The organism is Bacillus sp. Brlt_9 (assembly GCF_051948935.1).
Taxonomy (GTDB): domain Bacteria; phylum Bacillota; class Bacilli; order Bacillales; family Bacillaceae_G; genus Bacillus_A.
In genome coordinates this window covers 766,676-784,078 of the sequence record NZ_JAYJLO010000002.1, presented here as the reverse complement: position 1 = coordinate 784,078, position 17,403 = coordinate 766,676, and the positions used below count along the sequence as shown (strand labels likewise).

The following is a 17,403-nucleotide window of genomic DNA, read 5'->3' as shown; positions in this document are numbered from 1 at the left end:
GTTTTTTTATTTAACTAGGAGGTTATAACAATGAGCGGAATTATAGCGACATATTTAATCCATGATGATTCACATAACTTAGAAAAAAAGGCTGAGCAAATTGCACTCGGTTTAACAATTGGCTCTTGGACACATTTACCACATTTATTACAAGAACAATTAAAACAGCATAAAGGCAACGTCATTCATGTTGAGGAATTAGCTGAACACGAACATACCAATTTGTATTTACGTAAAAAAGTAAAACGCGGGATTATTAAAATCGAATATCCATTATTAAATTTCAGTCCAGACTTACCAGCAATTTTAACAACTACATTCGGAAAGCTATCACTTGATGGCGAAGTGAAATTAATTGATTTAACTTTTTCAGACGAGTTAAAAAAACATTTTCCTGGCCCAAAGTTCGGCATAGATGGTATTCGAAACCTTTTACAAGTGCATGAACGTCCTCTTTTAATGAGTATTTTTAAAGGGATGATTGGACGAAATATTGGGTATTTAAAAACGCAATTACGCGATCAAGCAAGTGGTGGTGTAGATATCGTAAAAGATGATGAGATATTATTTGAGAATACATTAACACCACTTACGAAACGCATTGCATCTGGAAAAGAAGTTTTACAATCCGTATATGAAACATACGGGCATAAAACGTTATATGCCGTAAATTTAACAGGACGAACTTTTGATTTAAAAGAAAATGCGAAACGTGCAGTGCAAGCTGGGGCTGATATTCTATTATTTAACGTATTTGCTTACGGACTAGATGTACTACAATCACTTGCAGAAGATGATGAAATCCCGGTTCCTATTATGGCACACCCTGCTGTAAGTGGTGCTTACTCAGCATCCAAGTTATATGGAATTTCATCTCCATTATTACTCGGAAAGCTATTACGTTATGCTGGCGCTGACTTTTCATTATTCCCCTCTCCATACGGGAGTGTTGCGCTAGAAAAAGAAGAAGCCCTTGCTATCTCAACATATTTAACTGAAGACGATGCATTTTTCAAGAAGAGCTTCTCTGTTCCATCTGCTGGTATTCACCCTGGTTTCGTTCCCTTTATTGTACGAGATTTCGGTAAAGATGTTGTTATTAATGCTGGCGGCGGGATACACGGACATCCGAATGGGGCGCAGGGCGGCGGGAAAGCTTTCCGTACTGCGATTGATGCTACTTTGCAAAATATACCTCTTCATGAAGTAGATGACATAAATTTGCATAGTGCACTACAAATATGGGGAAATCCCTCTCATGAGGTGAAATTATGAGTATTCAAGTATTTTGTGATTTCGATGGCACGATTACAAATAATGATAACATTATGTCCATTATGGAAAAATTCGCACCACCAGAAGCTGAAGAAGTAAAGAATAGAATATTATCACAAGATCTATCTATTCAAGAAGGTGTTTCTCAATTATTTCAATTAATACCTACTAATCTACACGATGATATTATTCAATTTTTAATAGAGACTGCTGAAATCCGTAGTGGTTTTCATGAATTTATACAATTTGTAAATGAGAATAACATTTCTTTTTATGTTATATCAGGTGGAATGGATTTCTTCGTCTATCCACTCTTGCAAGGACTTATTCCAAAAGAGCAAATTTACTGTAATGAAACAGATTTTTCAAGTGAATACATTACCGTTAATTGGCCTCATCCTTGTGATCATCATTGTCAAAATCATTGCGGATTATGTAAATCATCTTTAATCCGTAAATTAAGTGATACGAATGACTTCCATATTGTAATTGGAGATTCCATTACCGATTTACAAGCTGCGAAACAAGCTGATAAAGTATTTGCTCGTGACTTCCTTATTACAAAGTGTGAAGAGAATCGTATCGCCTATACACCTTTTGAAACATTTTACGATGTTGAATATGCATTAAAACGTTTGTTGGAGGTGAAATTATGAAACAACTTTTTCGTCAATGGTATGACTTAAGCGAGATAAAAAAAGAATTAACAATACGAAATTGGTTTCCTGCAACGAGTGGTAATATTTCTATAAAGGTTAGTCATGAACCACTCACTTTTCTCATTACAGCAAGTGGTAAAGATAAAACAAAAACTACTCCAGATGATTTTATATTAGTAGATCATCTAGGGGTTCCCGTATTAGAGACTGAATTGCGTCCTTCAGCAGAAACAATATTGCATACACATATTTATAACAATACGAATGCCGGATGCGTACTTCATGTTCATACAACTGATAACAATGTCATCACAAATTTATATAGTGATGCAGTCACCCTTCAAAATCAAGAAATTATTAAAGCTCTTGATATTTGGGAAGAAGGTGCAACAATTAACATTCCTATTATCGAAAACCATGCCCATATCCCAACGCTTGGAGAAAACTTCCGAAAGCATATACAGGGCGATTCGGGAGCAGTATTAATCCGTAACCATGGTATTACCGTATGGGGCCGAGATAGCTTTGATACAAAGAAAAGATTAGAAGCTTATGAGTTTTTATTCCAATTTCATATAAAACTATTATCAATTCAAGGAGGCGTTTCTAATGGCGCAAATTCGTATTCATGAAGTAAATACTCGCATTGAAAATGAGGTGGAAGTATGTAAATTTCTACAAGAGGAAGGTGTTTTATATGAGAAATGGAACATCTCTAAGCTTCCTACTCATTTAAGTGAAAATTATTCTTTAACAGATGAAAACAAAGCTGAAATATTAGCTGTGTTTTCAAAAGAAATCGCTGATGTTTCAACGCGCCGAGGTTATAAAGCACATGATGTAATTTCACTTTCAAATAGCACACCTAACCTTGACGAATTATTAATTAATTTCCAAAAAGAACACCATCATACTGATGATGAAGTTCGCTTTATTGTTAGTGGCCATGGCATCTTTGCCATTGAAGGAAAAGATGGAAAATTCTTTGACGTTGAACTTGAGCCAGGCGATCTCATATCTGTTCCTGAAAATGCGAGACATTATTTTACCTTGCAAGATGATCGTCAAGTTGTAGCTATTCGTATTTTTGTTACAACTGAAGGCTGGGTTCCAATCTATTAAGGTAGTCAGTTGAATAAAAGGTCTTGGATCCCCTTTTCCAACCTTTTATTCACTCTACATATATACATCCTCCTATGGAACAGGCTTATTTCAAAAATGAAATAAGCCTGATTTTTTATGGCTCTAACTGTATGTTCCCTTCCGTTCAACACAATCTATCCCTTCAATTTTTCAAGTATATTTTTTAATACTTTTTGAACATTTATTGAACTTTTTTTGAACTTTTTCTGAAAATTCTGTTTTGTATATGATATACTACAATTAACTAAGAAGGAAAAGAATATCGCAAACAGAGGGGGAGAATCATGAGTTTACTTATCGCACTTATACTAGGGGTTACATGTGGAGCACTTCCTGTTATTTTAGGAGCTATTATGGAAGAGTTAGAAGTTGGTGTTTTAGGTTTTGTCGCATCTTGTGTAAGCGCTTTATTTTTTGGCTTGTTCGGTGCTATTCCTGTTTCAATTCTCTGTGCATTTTATATAATACGCCATGCTCGTACAAAACAATTTGGTCCTAATCACACCGCGCAAGTGATTCCATTCCCAATTGAACGTTGCCGCCGTGCTTCTAGCTTATAATTATAAAATTAAGTATACCTAAATAAATAAAAGTCCTCACATGAGGACTTTTATTTATTTTCTTCTAGAAATTGAAACAATTCTTGTAAATGCAGGGCATCTTTACTATAGCTAACAGATACGTGACTTATACCATCGATCTCTGCTTGCATATAAAGGTCAACTCCATCTCGATCATATTTCAATGCCAAATAAAATTCCATTTCTTCCAGCATCTTTTTTGAAGTTCGAATAACGTAATGCCCTTTTTCATCTTTTCCATATTCGAATTCCGGTTCAAAATCATATTTTTGTTTAAAAGCTTCTTTTTGCTTTTCATTAATTTGTATACAAGCTGCTCGTTGCACAGCATCAATCATCTCATCAAATTTTTGAAGATCCATTTCATTTACCCCCTTATGTATTTTTTGTATAACACTTGTGTTCCGCTATTCTCTTCCCCATCTTTTATTAGCTCTTCATACAATTCCTTCGCCAAACTTAAACCTGGTACTGGTAATTGCAATTTTTCAGCCTCATCTAAAGCAATCTTCATATCTTTCATAAAATGCTTTACATAAAACCCTGGTTCAAAATCTCCCTTTAACATTCGAGGAGCTAAATTACTCAATGACCAGCTACCTGCTGCTCCCGTTGAAATGCTCTCTAATACTTTATCAGGATCTAATCCAGCCTTTTTCGCATAAGCAACAGCTTCACATACTCCAATCATATTAGAGGCAATTGCAATTTGATTGCACATTTTTGTATGTTGTCCACTTCCAGCTGGCCCTTGCAACTGAATATTTGTTCCTAGTTTTTCAAATAACGGTAAACATTTTTCATATATTTCTTTCTCTCCACCGACCATAATTGCGAGTCTTGCTTCTTTCGCACCAACGTCTCCTCCAGATACAGGTGCATCTAACGTATATACATTCTTACTTTTACCAGTTTCATTAATACGTTTTGCCAATGTTGGTGTAGATGTCGTGAAATCAATTGCTATCGTACCTTCATTTGCATTCTCTAAAATTCCATCTATTCCAAAGTACACTTCTTCTACATCATGTGGATATCCAACCATAGTCATTACAACATCCACTTGCTTTACTAACTCTTTCGGTGTATCACACCAATTTGCACCATCTTGCACTAAAGAATCTGTTTTCGTTTTTGTTCTATTATATACATATACTTTATAGCCGTCTTGCATTAAATGACGCACCATACTTTTTCCCATTACACCAATACCGATGAAACCTATTGATACATTTTTACGTTCCATTTTCTCATCCCCTTTGTTCTAATAAATCATTTACCATCTTTCGAAACTCATTATTAAAATCATCATCTATACTATTTTTCACATTTGAAAATAAAATAACAAAAGTGCCTTTTTCTTTATTAAAATTATTGAAAGTGTTCCAACCAGATAGTACACCATGATTATGAAAATAATCCGGATATATGTAAAAACTAAATGCATATTTTCGTTCTGTTGAAGGTGAAAACATCGCTTGTATACTTTGTTCAGAAAGAAGTTTCCCATTTATAATCGCTTCATCTAACTTCTTCATATCACCAACTGTCGTATACATCTCACCGCATCCGTATAACCAATCCATTAACAATTTTTGTGCAGGTTCAAGTACATTCTCTTTCTTTACATATCCTTTAGTAAAATGTTGATCTCCCTGAGCCATATTGCCCATACCAGATTCATGCATTTCTGCTTTAGTAAATATATTTTCCTTTATGTAATCTCCTAAAGGCTTTTTTGATATGCTTTCTATAATATAGGCAAGCACCATATAATTATAATCTGTATATCTCCAACCTGCGCCTGGTGGAAATTCTAATTTTTGGATTCCAATCCAATTTACTAAGTTTATACGAGAAGCAGCATTCACTTTCCCTTTTCCGCTTTCTGGTAAACCTGATGTGTGTGTTAACAAATGATATAAAGTAATATTTTTATCTACTGGAAAAGAAGGAATATATTTATTTACATTATCTTGAATATTTAGCTTCCCTTGATCCTGCATCTGTAAAATAGATGTAGCCACAACTGTTTTCGTAATAGAACCGATACGATATTTTGTTTGAGGCGTATTCTCTATCTTATTTTGAACATCAGCATACCCATATCCTTTATTCAATATAACACGCTCTTTATCTGTTACTAAAACTGTTCCATTAAATTGCTTTCCTATTAAATATTGATCTAACTTTTGAGATATACTAGCATAATCAATTTGTTGTCCTTCTTTTTTTTCTATATTCTCTTGTACTTCTGATTCAATAGTAGGACTCACCTTAGTTGTTAATACAGTGCTTTCCTTTATATTGGGATTATAGAAAAAATAGTATACTCCACCACAAACTAAAGCGGACAGCGAAGCCATTGTCATTATTTTTTTTATCATGTTGCTCCTCCATAATTCCTTCGTTCAAAATCCCCCTCACATTCTATTATCGAACAATAAAAAAAAATCGCAACAATTTGTTGCGAAAAATCACTTTTTTTCTTTTCTATATATGCACACTTGATTTTTCCCATTTTTTTTCGCTTCATACAATGCAATATCCGCGCGTTGCATTAATTCTTCTCTTGTGATCCCTTTTTCATATAATGCAACTCCAAAACTCGCTGTTAATTTCGAGATTCCTGAGAATTGCTTTGTTTCAATGAAAAATCGTAATGATTCCGCAACCTGAAATGCTTCTTTTTCTACTGTATTCGTTACTAAAATGATAAACTCTTCTCCGCCCCACCTAGCAAATACATGTTGCTCCTCCACTTTAGATTTCATAAGATCTGCAAGCTGAATTAATGCTAAGTCACCAAAATCATGGCCATACGTGTCATTTACTGCTTTAAAATTATCTATATCAAATAAAATAAGTGCTATGTTTTCATTATTACGCATCGCATTATCCCATTCTGACTCTAGTATTTGTTGGAACTTCAAACGATTATAAATCTCTGTTAATGAATCTATCATAGCGAGCCTTTCTTGTTCTTGATAGATTTCATCTAATTCTGTAATCTCTGTACACTTCACAATAAATCTTGATAAATCTTCTGGCAATGGTGTCGCACGCAATAAAAAAGTTGACACTTCCCCTTCATAGTTGGACATCTTAATTCTTCTATCATATGATAATGTGTCATCTAACCATGTTATATCATGAGTTGTTGAATAGTATCCATTTTCTCTAATAAAATGTTCAGCAAATACTAAATGTTGCTCACGATAGGCAAACAAATTTCCATATCCGAAAAACTCTAAAAAATTTGTATTACAATCAACAATCTCATCGTCTTCTACTATGAATAATAGATCATTTCGAAAATCAAACATCATTTGAAGTAATTCTTGTTGCAAACTTACTTGTCGCACTAAAGAAAGCTGATACAAACTTTTATTCACTTCCTCTAACACCATTTGTGGAGTAACAGGGGCTATCACAATATTACGTATCCCTAACGTAAGCACCTCTGTAAACTCACTTGTTATTTGTTGATCCCAAATGACAATAAACGTACTCTGTGGATTATACATATTCTTTATATATTTTATTTGAGAAAAATCTGTTACATACATAATTACAATATGTGGTTTAGTCCTCTGAAACAACAATTCTCCTTCTTCAAAACTATTTGCTATAAACATACATTTTGGATGGATATTTTCTATCGTTTGTTGATGTGTGCATCCATTTTCTATATAAAGGACATTTAACTGAAGATCTTGTAATACATTTTGGAAAACCGTATTCTCTAATAAAAAATGTAGTATGTTCATCACTAGTCTTCACTCACTTCATATATCTTGTTCTACTGAATTCCTCACAAACATTTTATAAAAGACTGTTCTCTAAAAACTTTAATGAGTGAGGGATACATGTTAACAAGCTAATTGAGAATGTTATCTTCGCTTTTTCACTCTATAAATTCCTTTTTTAGTGTATGATTATAGGAATTGTATCGTTTGTATGAATGCCCTAGCTTCCGCTTTAAAACTTGACAATTAAAATAAATATATTATATTCTTAAATTCGATAACTTACAAAATGTAAGTAGAATATATTACATGTATTTTTTCATTATTTGATATGTAATTTGGAGGATATATAATGACAAACGATAACTTTTTTAATGTTCTATATGAACGCACATCTACACGTGCATTCAACCCAGAGAAAGAAATTTCATCTACAGAGTTACACGAGATTTTAAAGGGAGCTGCTCAAGCACCTTCTGCTTGGAACTTGCAGCACTGGAAATTCCTTGTATTCCAAGGTGAAGATGTACAGAAACGATTACATCCAATTGCTTATAACCAGCAACAAATTCTTGATGCTTCTGCTGTAGTCGCTATTTTAGGTGATTTAGAAGCTTATAAAAACGTTGAACCAGTTTATGGTCCAATTGTAGAACAAGGATTTATGAAAGAGGAAGCAAAAGAGCGCTTAGCTAAAAATATTGAGTCTGCATATGCTCGTGAGCAATTCCCAAGAGATGCAGCCTTCTCAAATGCATCTTTAGCAGCAATGCAACTTATGCTTGCTGCTAAAGCAACTGGCTGGGATACTTGCGCTATTGGTGGTTTCAACCCACAAGCACTTACAGAAGAATTTAATGTTTCATCTCGCTACGTACCAATTATGCTTATTACAATTGGTGAATCAACTTTAAAAGGTCACCCTGCACCACGAATGAGCGTAGAGCAAGTGAGTGAATGGGCAAAATAATAAAGTGAAGCTTTAATCAATGTGAAGGTCTCACTACTCTTTAATACGGATAAAAAAAACGAAGGTAATTTCATTACCTTCGTTTTTTTTATTCTGTCACACATCCGTAATATTACAATGTATAATTCGACATCTACACATAAAAAAACAGTAAGTTTTATACTATTTTCATATACATAAATGGCGTTTCATGTCGAATTTTGTTAAATCATCGAAATATAACCGTGTGTTTTTGTTACAATTATGATACAATAATAACAAATAGATAACAAGAGAGGGATTTTCATTGAGTTCATACGGAAGCTTTATTGCACTTTTATGTTACATAGTAACTGTACTGCTTCTATATTTTATTGGAGATGCTGCGAACATTTCAGTATTACAATTTCCTAAAGAAGAAGCGTTCCAATTAGAATCAGAAAAACATACTGCTCGATCCATCGTACCACTACTCCTAGCTCTTCCTGTATATATCATCGTTTTATATAAAAGCAAAAAAGTGTAAAGGCTACCTATTTCATTCATTTCGGTGGTCTTTACATTTTTTTGTGGTATCTATCCTATTTTAAACATCATCCCGTAGTAAACACCCAGCTAGTCATTTAAAATGAGAAAATCCCCTAGAAAAAATTCCACTCTCTGTCCAGTCACTCACTACCGAACTTACATAGATTATAAGTGTGAAGGGGGTGATGAGGATTATGTTTGGATCATTTGGATGCTGTGATAACTTTAGAGACTGTCATCATCATGAAAGAGAGTGTGACCGTCGTGACCATCGCGAGAAAGAGAAAGAGGTAAAACCACAACAACCAGCTGTATGTAACGTACTTGCTAGCATTTCAGTTGGAACAGAGCTTTCTCTTATAAGCATTAAAGGTATCGGATCTTTCAACGATGTAATTTTTGAAGGTTTCGCTAACGGTGTTGCTCTTTTCTCTGCTTTAGCTCGTAATAACAATGACAAAGATAATAAAGACGACAACAAAGATGATAAGAACCGTCAACGTAATACTTTTAATGGTATTTTACGTGTATGCCCAACTGATATCGTTGCTATCGCTATCTAGTTCTGTTTCTTATCCTCTATAGTAAGAAAACAAGATTTACTTTTCTTATAGAAAAAACCTGAGACCGATTTCAAATCGACTCAGGTTTTTTTATTACTTATATGCTTTTAACTAGTTCAACAACTTCTTCAGCAGTTGACATCATTAATGCTTTTTCTGCTAATGTTTCCATTTCTGCTTTTGACAACTTGCTTAGTTGTGTTCTTGCAGGAAGAATAGATGTTGCACTCATACTGAACTCATCTAAACCTAATCCTAATAATAATGGGATAGCAAGTGAATCGCCCGCCATCTCACCACACATACCAGCCCATTTGCCTTCTTTATGAGCAGCATCGATAACCATTTTTACAAGACGTAAAATTGATGGGTTATATGGTTGGTATAAGTAAGATACTTGTTCGTTCATACGGTCTGCAGCCATTGTGTATTGGATTAAATCATTTGTTCCAATAGAGAAGAAATCAACTTCTTTTGCGAATTGATCTGCTAATACTGCTGAAGCTGGGATTTCAACCATCATACCAACTTCAATAGAATCAGAAACAGTTGTACCCGCTTCTACAAGTTTCGCTTTCTCTTCTAACAAGATTGCTTTCGCTTGACGGAACTCATCAAGAGTTGCAATCATTGGGAACATAATTTTTAAGTTACCGTATACGCTAGCACGAAGTAATGCACGAAGTTGTGTACGGAACACATCTTGCTCATCAAGACATAAGCGAATTGCACGGTATCCTAAGAATGGGTTCATTTCTTTTGGTAAATGTAAGTATGGAAGCTCTTTATCTCCACCGATGTCAAGTGTACGAACAACAACAGGTTGATCTTCTTTTACACCTTCAAGAACTGCTTTATACGCTTCGAACTGCTCTTCTTCTGTTGGAAGATTGTCACGGCCCATGTATAAGAATTCTGTACGGTATAAACCAACGCCTTCTCCGCCATTGTCGATAATACCTTGTACATCATTTGGTGTTCCGATATTTGCAACAAGCTCAACGTGATGTCCGTCACTTGTTACAGTAGCTTGGTCTTTTAATTTTGCCCATTCAGTTTTTTGCTCTTCAAATTTCGCTTTCTTTTCTTCAAACGAGCGAAGAGTTTCTTCTGATGGGTTTACAATTACTTCTCCATCTAAACCATCGATGATTACGATATCGCCGTTTTGGATTTTCTCCATAACAACTTTCGTACCAACAACAGCTGGAATTTCCATAGAACGAGCCATAATTGCAGAGTGAGATGTACGTCCACCGATATCAGTTGTAAAACCTTTTGCATACTTACGGTTTAACTGAGCTGTATCAGATGGTGTTAAATCTTCAGCAATGATGATTACTTCTTCAGAAATTGTACCTGGATTTGAGAAGTTAATACCTAGTAAATGTGCAAGAACACGCTTTGTTACGTCACGAATGTCCGCAGCACGTTCTTTCATATATTCGTTATCCATGTTTTCAAACATAGAAATAAACATTGATGCAACTTCATCCATTGCAAATTCAGCATTTACTTTTTCGCTATTTACTTTATCTTTTACTGGGTTTACTAGTTCTGGATCATTTAACACTAATAAATGTGCTTCAAAGATCGCAGCTTTGTCAGCACCTAGCTCAGCAAAAGCGTGGTCCTTAATAGCTTCTAATTCAGTTTTTGCTTTCTCAAGCGCAGCGTCTAAGCGTGCAATTTCTGCAGCTTCGTTTGTAATTGATTTCTTTTCGATGTTAAATTCAGGATTCTCAAGTCTGAAAGCCTTTGCAATAGCAATCCCACTTGATGCAGCGATCCCTTGAATGTTAAGAGTCATTATTCTCCTAATCCTTCGTTTTTCATAGTTTCTTCGATAGCTGCTAGTGCTTGAGCTGCATCATCACCATTTGCAGTGATTTTAATTTCTGCGTTTTGTTGAATGCCTAAAGACATAACGCCCATGATTGATTTTAAGTTAACGTTCTTTCCGTTATACTCTAAGTTAATGTCAGAACCAAATTTGCTTGCAGTGTTTACAAGTAGTGTTGCTGGACGAGCATGAATTCCTGAGTCGCTAGTTACTTTAAAGATTTTTTCCATGATAATTTATCTCCTTTAAATTACAGTATTTTTTAGTTGTATAGACGTGAGTACTACATCATCTATTGTATATAATAGGCGATGTTCGGTCAACCACATCGCCTATTATAATTATAAACATTTTGCGTCAAATTCTTACTGAATGTCAATAATAGCGTTTTCGCCCTTCTTAACATTTCCATCTTTTTTCAATTCGACTTGTTGCCCTTGTTGTAAATTCGTAAAGACAATTGGTGTAATGATAGATGGTGCATTTTCTTTTACAAATGCAAGATCTACTTTTAATAATGGTTGTCCTTGTTTCACTTTGTCGCCTTGTGCTACAAGTGCTTCAAAACCTTCACCATTTAATTTTACAGTATCAATACCGAAGTGGATTAAAATTTCTTTTCCGCCTTCAGATTGAATACCAATCGCATGCTTTGTAGGGAATACGTTAACGATCTCACCGTTAACTGGAGAAACTACTGTTCCTTCTGTTGGCTCAATTGCAAATCCGTCTCCCATCATTTTTCCTGAGAATACTTGATCAGGTACTTCTGTAATCGGTAAGATTTTTCCTTCAATTGGTGAAACGATTGTTTCGTTTTCATCAACTTTTTGAGGAGCTTCTTCTACTTTTACAGGCTCTTCTTTTTCAACATGAGGTGTACGACCTGACATAATATCATGAATTTGTGATTTTAACGTGTCAGATTTCGGTCCGAAAATAGCTTGAATGTTATTTCCAACTTCAAGTACACCAGCTGCTCCAAGCTCTTTTAAACGATCTTTGTTTACATTCTTTTGTTCGTTAACTTGAACACGTAAACGAGTAATACAAGCGTCTAAAGAAGCAATGTTTTCTTTACCACCAAGTGCAACTAATACTTCACGTGGAAGTTCACCAGCTTCTGCTTTTCCTGCGCCGTCATTCGCATTTGCTACTTCACGACCAGGTGTTTTTAAATTCCATTTACGGATTGCAAAGCGGAATCCGAAGTAGTAAATAACTGCTAGTACAAGACCAACAATAATTACCCACCACCATGCTGTACGGCCTGGTAGTACACCGAATAGCATAAAGTCGATTAAACCACCAGAGAATGTCATACCAATTTTAACACCTAAAATTTGCATTGTCATAAATGATAGACCAGCGAATACGGCGTGAATTCCGAATAATACTGGCGCTACGAATAAGAATGAAAATTCAAGTGGTTCTGTAATACCTGTTAAGAAAGATGTTAATGCAGCAGAACCTAAAATACCAGCTGCTAATTTTTTGTTTTCTGGACGTGCTTCGTGGTACATTGCTAACGCTGCTGCTGGAAGACCGAACATCATGAACGGATACTTACCAGTTGTAAATGTACCTGCTGTTAATTCTACACCGTCTTTTAACTGTGCCATAAAGATTTTTTGGTCACCACGGATTAACTCGCCAGCCGCATTTGTGTACTGACCGAATTCGAACCAGAACGGTGAATAGAAAATGTGATGTAATCCAAATGGAATTAATGAACGTTCAATTAAACCGAAAATAAATGCTGCGATCGTTCTATTTGCATCAATCATTTGATGTGAGAACGTATTTAAGCCGCCTTGAATGTATGGCCAAATGAAGCACATGATAATACCTACTACTAAAGAGAATGTTGCAGTTGCGATCGGTACGAAACGCTTACCTGCGAAGAAACCTAAGTATGATGGTAATTCAATGTTGAAGTATTTATTGTAGCAATATGCCGCTACTATACCGACAATAATACCACCAAACACTCCAGTTTGTAGCGTTGGAATTCCTAATACATTTGCATATGCTGGATCAGCAAATCCAATTTTTACTGGGTCTGCTCCAGAACTTGTTACTTTCACTAGCTTATCTACTTCTAAGAACACACTCATCGTTTTGTTCATAATTAAGTAGCCGACGAATGCTGCTAAACCAGCTACTCCGTCTCCACCAGCTAAACCAATTGCTACCCCAACTGCGAATAATAATGCAAGGTTAGCGAAAATAATATCACCAGATTGTTCCATAATTTTGGCTACCATTACGAACCAATCAGCTTTTAAAGCAGGAATAACATTTGTTAACTGTGGATTTTGAAATGCATTACCAAATCCAAGTAAAATACCTGCTGCCGGTAAAATCGCAACTGGAAGCATAAGCGCTTTTCCGACTTTTTGAAGAACACCAAAGATCTTCTTAAACATGGAAACCCTTCCTCTCTTCTCTATATTGATACCTTTCGACAAACGCCAAAAAGACATGAGGAAAAAAAGATAGAACGATAGCTATACAAAGGGTAGTATATCCCTTTCTCAAGCTTACATTCCTTACTTTTCTCCACTCATGCCTGATCGAATCAGTAACACGTGTCAAAAATAGGTTTACGTATAAGTTCACTATAATTAAGGCAAACGTTTTCGTTATTTACCTTAATGTGTTTGTCGAAATTTGTATAACTTTGCAATAGTTATTATACATAACTATTGTAAGCGATTCAATCATTTTTTTTAACGTTTTCATTTTAGACAAAAATATATGTCTTTTTACACATGCTCTGCTTTCACTAAGCGCTGCAAATGCATCGTTAAATATATGCTCTCTGCTTCATAAACAGGAAGTTGCAATTCTTTTTGCATGACCTTAACTAGCTTCCAAGCTAAATTATAACAGACGGGATATTCCGCCTTTAATAAATCAGCAAAACTTTGTGATTCCTCTACTTTCTCCCCTTTTTTCACCCGTTCAATAGCATATTGCAAATGACGGATAAGGCGCAAATAGTGGATACTTTCTTGGTCTAATGTAATTTGTAAGTTTGTCTCAATTAAAGATACAAGCTGTGCAATGAGACGGGAGTTTTGATTAACTGAAGATAAATCTGAATTTGTAAGTGAACTGTAAATATGGAGTGCAATAAACCCAACTTCTCCTTCTGGCAATGTAATTTGCAAACGAGAGTTTAAAAGTTCTACAACACCTTCAGCAATTTCATATTCCTCTGGATAGAGCATTTTCGTTTCAACTAAAAAAGGATTATCAATGGTAAGTCCTTGTTTTAACCGCTTAATCGCAAAAGAAATATGATCTGTTAAAGCGATATGAATATGTTCATTCAATGGTGATTTTGCTTTTTCTTGAATATAGAACATAATATCATTCATTAATTCAATTAATTTTTCACTCACATGTGGCACTAACAGTTTGTATTGTTCACGATCACGTTCATTTTTTAAAACAAACATTTTTTCAATTTGTTCTTGCTCCAATACGTCTTTCGCTTTTTTCCCAAAGCCAATTCCTTTACCAATCACTACTACTTCCTCGTGTTCAGGATGGCTAGCAATGATAACATTATTATTTAAAACTTTTTTAATTTCTAGATAATTACTCATATAACACCACCCTCGTACTTAAATAGCCTGCTTTTATGTTACAGAATATTCTTCTTTGTCGTCAATGTAAAACATCTACCATTTCATAAAAATTCATTTTTTAGACATGTTTATATATGATGCGTATAATGTAAGAGCAACTGTACATAAGAAAGGAGATAACAACATGATTAAAATGTTTGTAAGTGATATCGATGGTACAATGATGCAACACGGAGGATTCATTGACGAACAGGATATTGCAGCACTTCGCAGTCTTGCTAAGCAAAATGTGATTCTTTGTTTCGCTTCTGGCCGACTGGATAATGAAATTGCAAATTTAATGCAAGCTGTAAATACAAATTTCCATCGTATTAGTGTAAATGGTGTTTTCGTATACACGCACGAAAACAAGCAACTACTATCGGCAACATTCGATTCAAGTATTCTACCTGATCTATTAGCAATGACAAATGAAGAGCCTTATTTTCGTTATGTAAGTGATGAACATAATTATTACATTGAAGAGAAAACACCGTTTATTCATGAACTTGAACAACAAGTAACGATGACTTCCGTTGAAGAACCGCATCTATTAGAAAAGATTGATGATACTATTTTCCCAAATAAAATCTCAGTCGGCGGAACAAAGGAAAGCTTACAACTTCTTCAGAAAAAAATTGATGAAAAATTCCATGGAAAAGTTAGTACCTTCATTTCAGCAGAACAATGTTTAGATGTAATGCCACCTAATATTAGTAAAGGTTCTGCTATTTCTGTTTTATTAAAAGAGTTTCAATTACAACCAGAGGAAATTGCTTGCATAGGAGATTCTTATAATGATATTCCAATGTTTTCTTTAACTCCTCACAGTTTTGCTATGTCTCAAGCTGATGACGCAGTAAAAGAACACGCTCACTATGTAGTAAATACAGTTAAAGATGCTGTTAACCATGTAATTGCTCATAATAAAAATACGACTCACTCCTTGTAAGGATGAGTCGTATTTTTTCTTTACATGTTAAACAATTTGACATTTACTGTACTTCACAAGCTGAAATATATTATTTGTTACGTGCGATGTTTGTAATAAATTTATAACGATCCCCACGATAAATACATTTCACGTACTCTAACGGTACTTCACCTTCTGAATATGACCATTGACGCATTACAAGTACTGGCGCCTTTTTAGGAATATGCAGATGTTCCGCTTCATTATCCGTTGCAATTGAAGCTTCAATTGATTGAGTAGCGCTAACAAGTTTAAAGCCCAGTTTTTTCTCTAAATGTTCATATAAAGATTGTTGCAATATTTCTTCGTTAATATCTTTTACAAGAGCTGGCGACAAATATGTCGTCTCAAAAGCAATCGGTTCATCATCAGCTAAGCGAATACGCCTCACTTCATAAACCGACTCTCCCTCCTGTATTCTCAGCCGGTCTGCTATTTTCGCAGTAGCTGGAACGAGGCGGAAACTTAATAATTGACTACTTGGGTTCATCCCACGAGAAATCATGTCTTCTGTGAATCCCGTCATTCCTTGCAATTTTTGTTCCACTTTCGGAAGTTGGACAAACGTACCGATTCCACGTTTCCGATATAAATAACCTTGTTCCACTAAATTATTAATCGCCTGTCTGATTGTCATACGACTCACTTCGAACTTATCGCAAAGTTCATTCTCAGATGGGATTTTATCTCCCGGCTTCCATTCGCCGTCCTCAATTAGCTGTTTCACCCACTCTTGAATCTGATAATAGATCGGAAATGGTGAATACTTGTCGATGTTCATCAGCAATCGCCTCACTGCATAAAGATAGAGCTTCTTGATCAGCGATTACGGTTACATTCGGATGACGTTGTAAAACTGTAGCAGGACACGCTTCACTATATTCACCTTGCAATAATTCTTTAACAGCTTCTGCCTTTTTAGCACCCATAGCAACAAGTAGAATTTGTTTTGCTTTCATAATGCTTCCAATTCCCATTGTAATTGCATGAGTTGGCACATCTTCTTCTTTCTCGAAGAAGCGAAGGTTTGCTTGGCGTGTAGATTCTGTTAATTCAACAATGTTTGTTGGAGAATTAAACGGTGTTCCTGGCTCGTTAAATCCGATGTGACCGTTTTCACCGATTCCAAGAATCTGTAGGTCAACTGGGTTAGCAGCTAGAATGCCCTCATAACGTTTGCACTCTTCCTCTAAATCACTTGCCATCCCGTTTGGTACATAAGTTTGTTTAAATGGAAGATGATCAAACAACTGTTCTTGCATGAAATAATGATAGCTGTTTTTATCTTCATGTGGTAAATTTACGTACTCATCTAAGTTTACAGTGGTTACACGGCTTGTATCAAGTTTATTTTTTCGCATTTCTGCATAAATACCTAATGGAGAGCTTCCTGTAGCCATTCCTAATGTTGGATTTTCTTTTGTTTTTACAACTTCTTCAATTAATTTATAACCTGCTTCTGCTAGTTCTTCTGGAGTTTTTACAACAAGAATATTCATTTA

At 35.1% G+C, this 17,403-nt stretch carries 19 protein-coding genes; 9 read left to right on the top strand and 10 right to left on the bottom strand.

Translation table 11 applies throughout. The annotated features are described in order from the left end of the window. Positions 1-30 precede the first annotated feature (30 nt). From mtnW to VF726_RS10400, 5 genes are all read left to right on the top strand, one after another. Positions 31-1,275, top strand: coding sequence for a 2,3-diketo-5-methylthiopentyl-1-phosphate enolase (gene mtnW / locus VF726_RS10420; RefSeq protein WP_440167860.1), 1,245 nt, complete (start codon positions 31-33; stop codon positions 1,273-1,275). Continuing rightward, the gene (mtnX, locus tag VF726_RS10415) at positions 1,272-1,931 is read left to right on the top strand and encodes a 2-hydroxy-3-keto-5-methylthiopentenyl-1-phosphate phosphatase (protein WP_440167858.1); all 660 of its coding nucleotides are present in this window, start codon (positions 1,272-1,274) and stop codon (positions 1,929-1,931) included. The genes mtnW and mtnX overlap by 4 nt, the downstream gene beginning before the upstream one ends. Further along, positions 1,928-2,566, top strand: a complete 639-nt coding sequence (locus tag VF726_RS10410; protein WP_440167856.1) for a methylthioribulose 1-phosphate dehydratase — start codon at positions 1,928-1,930, stop codon at positions 2,564-2,566. Before mtnX ends, VF726_RS10410 begins: the two co-directional genes overlap by 4 nt. Next, complete coding sequence (locus VF726_RS10405) at positions 2,544-3,056, top strand: 1,2-dihydroxy-3-keto-5-methylthiopentene dioxygenase (RefSeq protein WP_440167854.1); 513 nt, start codon at positions 2,544-2,546, stop codon at positions 3,054-3,056. The genes VF726_RS10410 and VF726_RS10405 overlap by 23 nt, the downstream gene beginning before the upstream one ends. 305 nt (positions 3,057-3,361) lie before the next feature. After that, the gene (locus VF726_RS10400) at positions 3,362-3,637 is read left to right on the top strand and encodes a hypothetical protein (RefSeq protein WP_048530837.1); all 276 of its coding nucleotides are present in this window, start codon (positions 3,362-3,364) and stop codon (positions 3,635-3,637) included. A gap of 50 nt (positions 3,638-3,687) precedes the next feature. Here the strand turns inward: VF726_RS10400 and VF726_RS10395 are convergent, their stop codons facing one another. The 4 genes from VF726_RS10395 to VF726_RS10380 all read right to left on the bottom strand — a co-directional run bounded on the left by VF726_RS10395 (position 3,688) and on the right by VF726_RS10380 (position 7,428). Beyond that, a complete protein-coding gene (locus VF726_RS10395) occupies positions 3,688-4,020 on the bottom strand; it encodes a DUF3909 family protein (protein WP_440167851.1) in 333 nt (110 codons plus the stop codon). A gap of 5 nt (positions 4,021-4,025) precedes the next feature. Next, entirely contained in the window at positions 4,026-4,904 is an 879-nt protein-coding gene (locus VF726_RS10390) for an NAD(P)-dependent oxidoreductase (RefSeq protein ID WP_440167849.1), read from the bottom strand. Between the two features lie 4 nt (positions 4,905-4,908). Next, positions 4,909-6,045 (bottom strand): serine hydrolase, encoded by a 1,137-nt coding sequence (locus VF726_RS10385; protein ID WP_440167848.1) that lies wholly within the window; start codon positions 6,043-6,045, stop codon positions 4,909-4,911. A gap of 90 nt (positions 6,046-6,135) precedes the next feature. Further along, the gene (locus VF726_RS10380) at positions 6,136-7,428 is read right to left on the bottom strand and encodes a GGDEF domain-containing protein (RefSeq protein ID WP_440167846.1); all 1,293 of its coding nucleotides are present in this window, start codon (positions 7,426-7,428) and stop codon (positions 6,136-6,138) included. Positions 7,429-7,759: 331 nt separating this feature from the next. On the opposite strand from VF726_RS10380, the gene VF726_RS10375 reads away from it, so the two are divergent. The 3 genes from VF726_RS10375 (at position 7,760) to VF726_RS10365 (ending at position 9,447) form a co-directional block, all read left to right on the top strand. Next, entirely contained in the window at positions 7,760-8,377 is a 618-nt protein-coding gene (locus VF726_RS10375; RefSeq protein WP_000180385.1) for a nitroreductase family protein, read from the top strand. Positions 8,378-8,663: 286 nt separating this feature from the next. Further along, on the top strand, positions 8,664-8,882 hold the full coding sequence (locus VF726_RS10370) for a hypothetical protein (protein ID WP_000100487.1): 219 nt from the start codon (positions 8,664-8,666) through the stop codon (positions 8,880-8,882). Between the two features lie 196 nt (positions 8,883-9,078). Beyond that, positions 9,079-9,447 (top strand): DUF3915 domain-containing protein, encoded by a 369-nt coding sequence (locus VF726_RS10365; RefSeq protein ID WP_440167843.1) that lies wholly within the window; start codon positions 9,079-9,081, stop codon positions 9,445-9,447. A gap of 97 nt (positions 9,448-9,544) precedes the next feature. On the opposite strand, the gene ptsP is transcribed toward VF726_RS10365, so the two are convergent. From ptsP to glcT, 4 genes are all read right to left on the bottom strand, one after another. Then, positions 9,545-11,257, bottom strand: coding sequence for a phosphoenolpyruvate--protein phosphotransferase (gene ptsP, locus VF726_RS10360; RefSeq protein ID WP_440167841.1), 1,713 nt, complete (start codon positions 11,255-11,257; stop codon positions 9,545-9,547). Beyond that, the gene (ptsH, locus tag VF726_RS10355) at positions 11,257-11,520 is read right to left on the bottom strand and encodes a phosphocarrier protein HPr (RefSeq protein ID WP_000411080.1); all 264 of its coding nucleotides are present in this window, start codon (positions 11,518-11,520) and stop codon (positions 11,257-11,259) included. The genes ptsP and ptsH overlap by 1 nt, the downstream gene beginning before the upstream one ends. A gap of 135 nt (positions 11,521-11,655) precedes the next feature. Next, complete coding sequence (gene ptsG / locus VF726_RS10350; RefSeq protein ID WP_098519969.1) at positions 11,656-13,719, bottom strand: PTS glucose transporter subunit IIABC; 2,064 nt, start codon at positions 13,717-13,719, stop codon at positions 11,656-11,658. Positions 13,720-14,058: 339 nt separating this feature from the next. Beyond that, the gene (gene glcT, locus VF726_RS10345) at positions 14,059-14,907 is read right to left on the bottom strand and encodes a glucose PTS transporter transcription antiterminator GlcT (RefSeq protein ID WP_440167837.1); all 849 of its coding nucleotides are present in this window, start codon (positions 14,905-14,907) and stop codon (positions 14,059-14,061) included. Between the two features lie 166 nt (positions 14,908-15,073). Between glcT and VF726_RS10340 the strand changes: the two genes are divergently transcribed. Then, on the top strand, positions 15,074-15,880 hold the full coding sequence (locus tag VF726_RS10340; protein ID WP_440167835.1) for an HAD family hydrolase: 807 nt from the start codon (positions 15,074-15,076) through the stop codon (positions 15,878-15,880). Positions 15,881-15,950: 70 nt separating this feature from the next. Here the strand turns inward: VF726_RS10340 and phnF are convergent, their stop codons facing one another. Then, positions 15,951-16,682 carry a phosphonate metabolism transcriptional regulator PhnF gene (gene phnF, locus VF726_RS10335; RefSeq protein WP_002194085.1) on the bottom strand — a complete coding sequence of 244 codons (732 nt, stop codon included), beginning with the start codon at positions 16,680-16,682 and terminating at the stop codon, positions 15,951-15,953. Then, complete coding sequence (gene nagB, locus VF726_RS10330) at positions 16,612-17,400, bottom strand: glucosamine-6-phosphate deaminase (RefSeq protein WP_048530857.1); 789 nt, start codon at positions 17,398-17,400, stop codon at positions 16,612-16,614. Before nagB ends, phnF begins: the two co-directional genes overlap by 71 nt. Between the last annotated feature and the right edge of the window lie 3 nt (positions 17,401-17,403).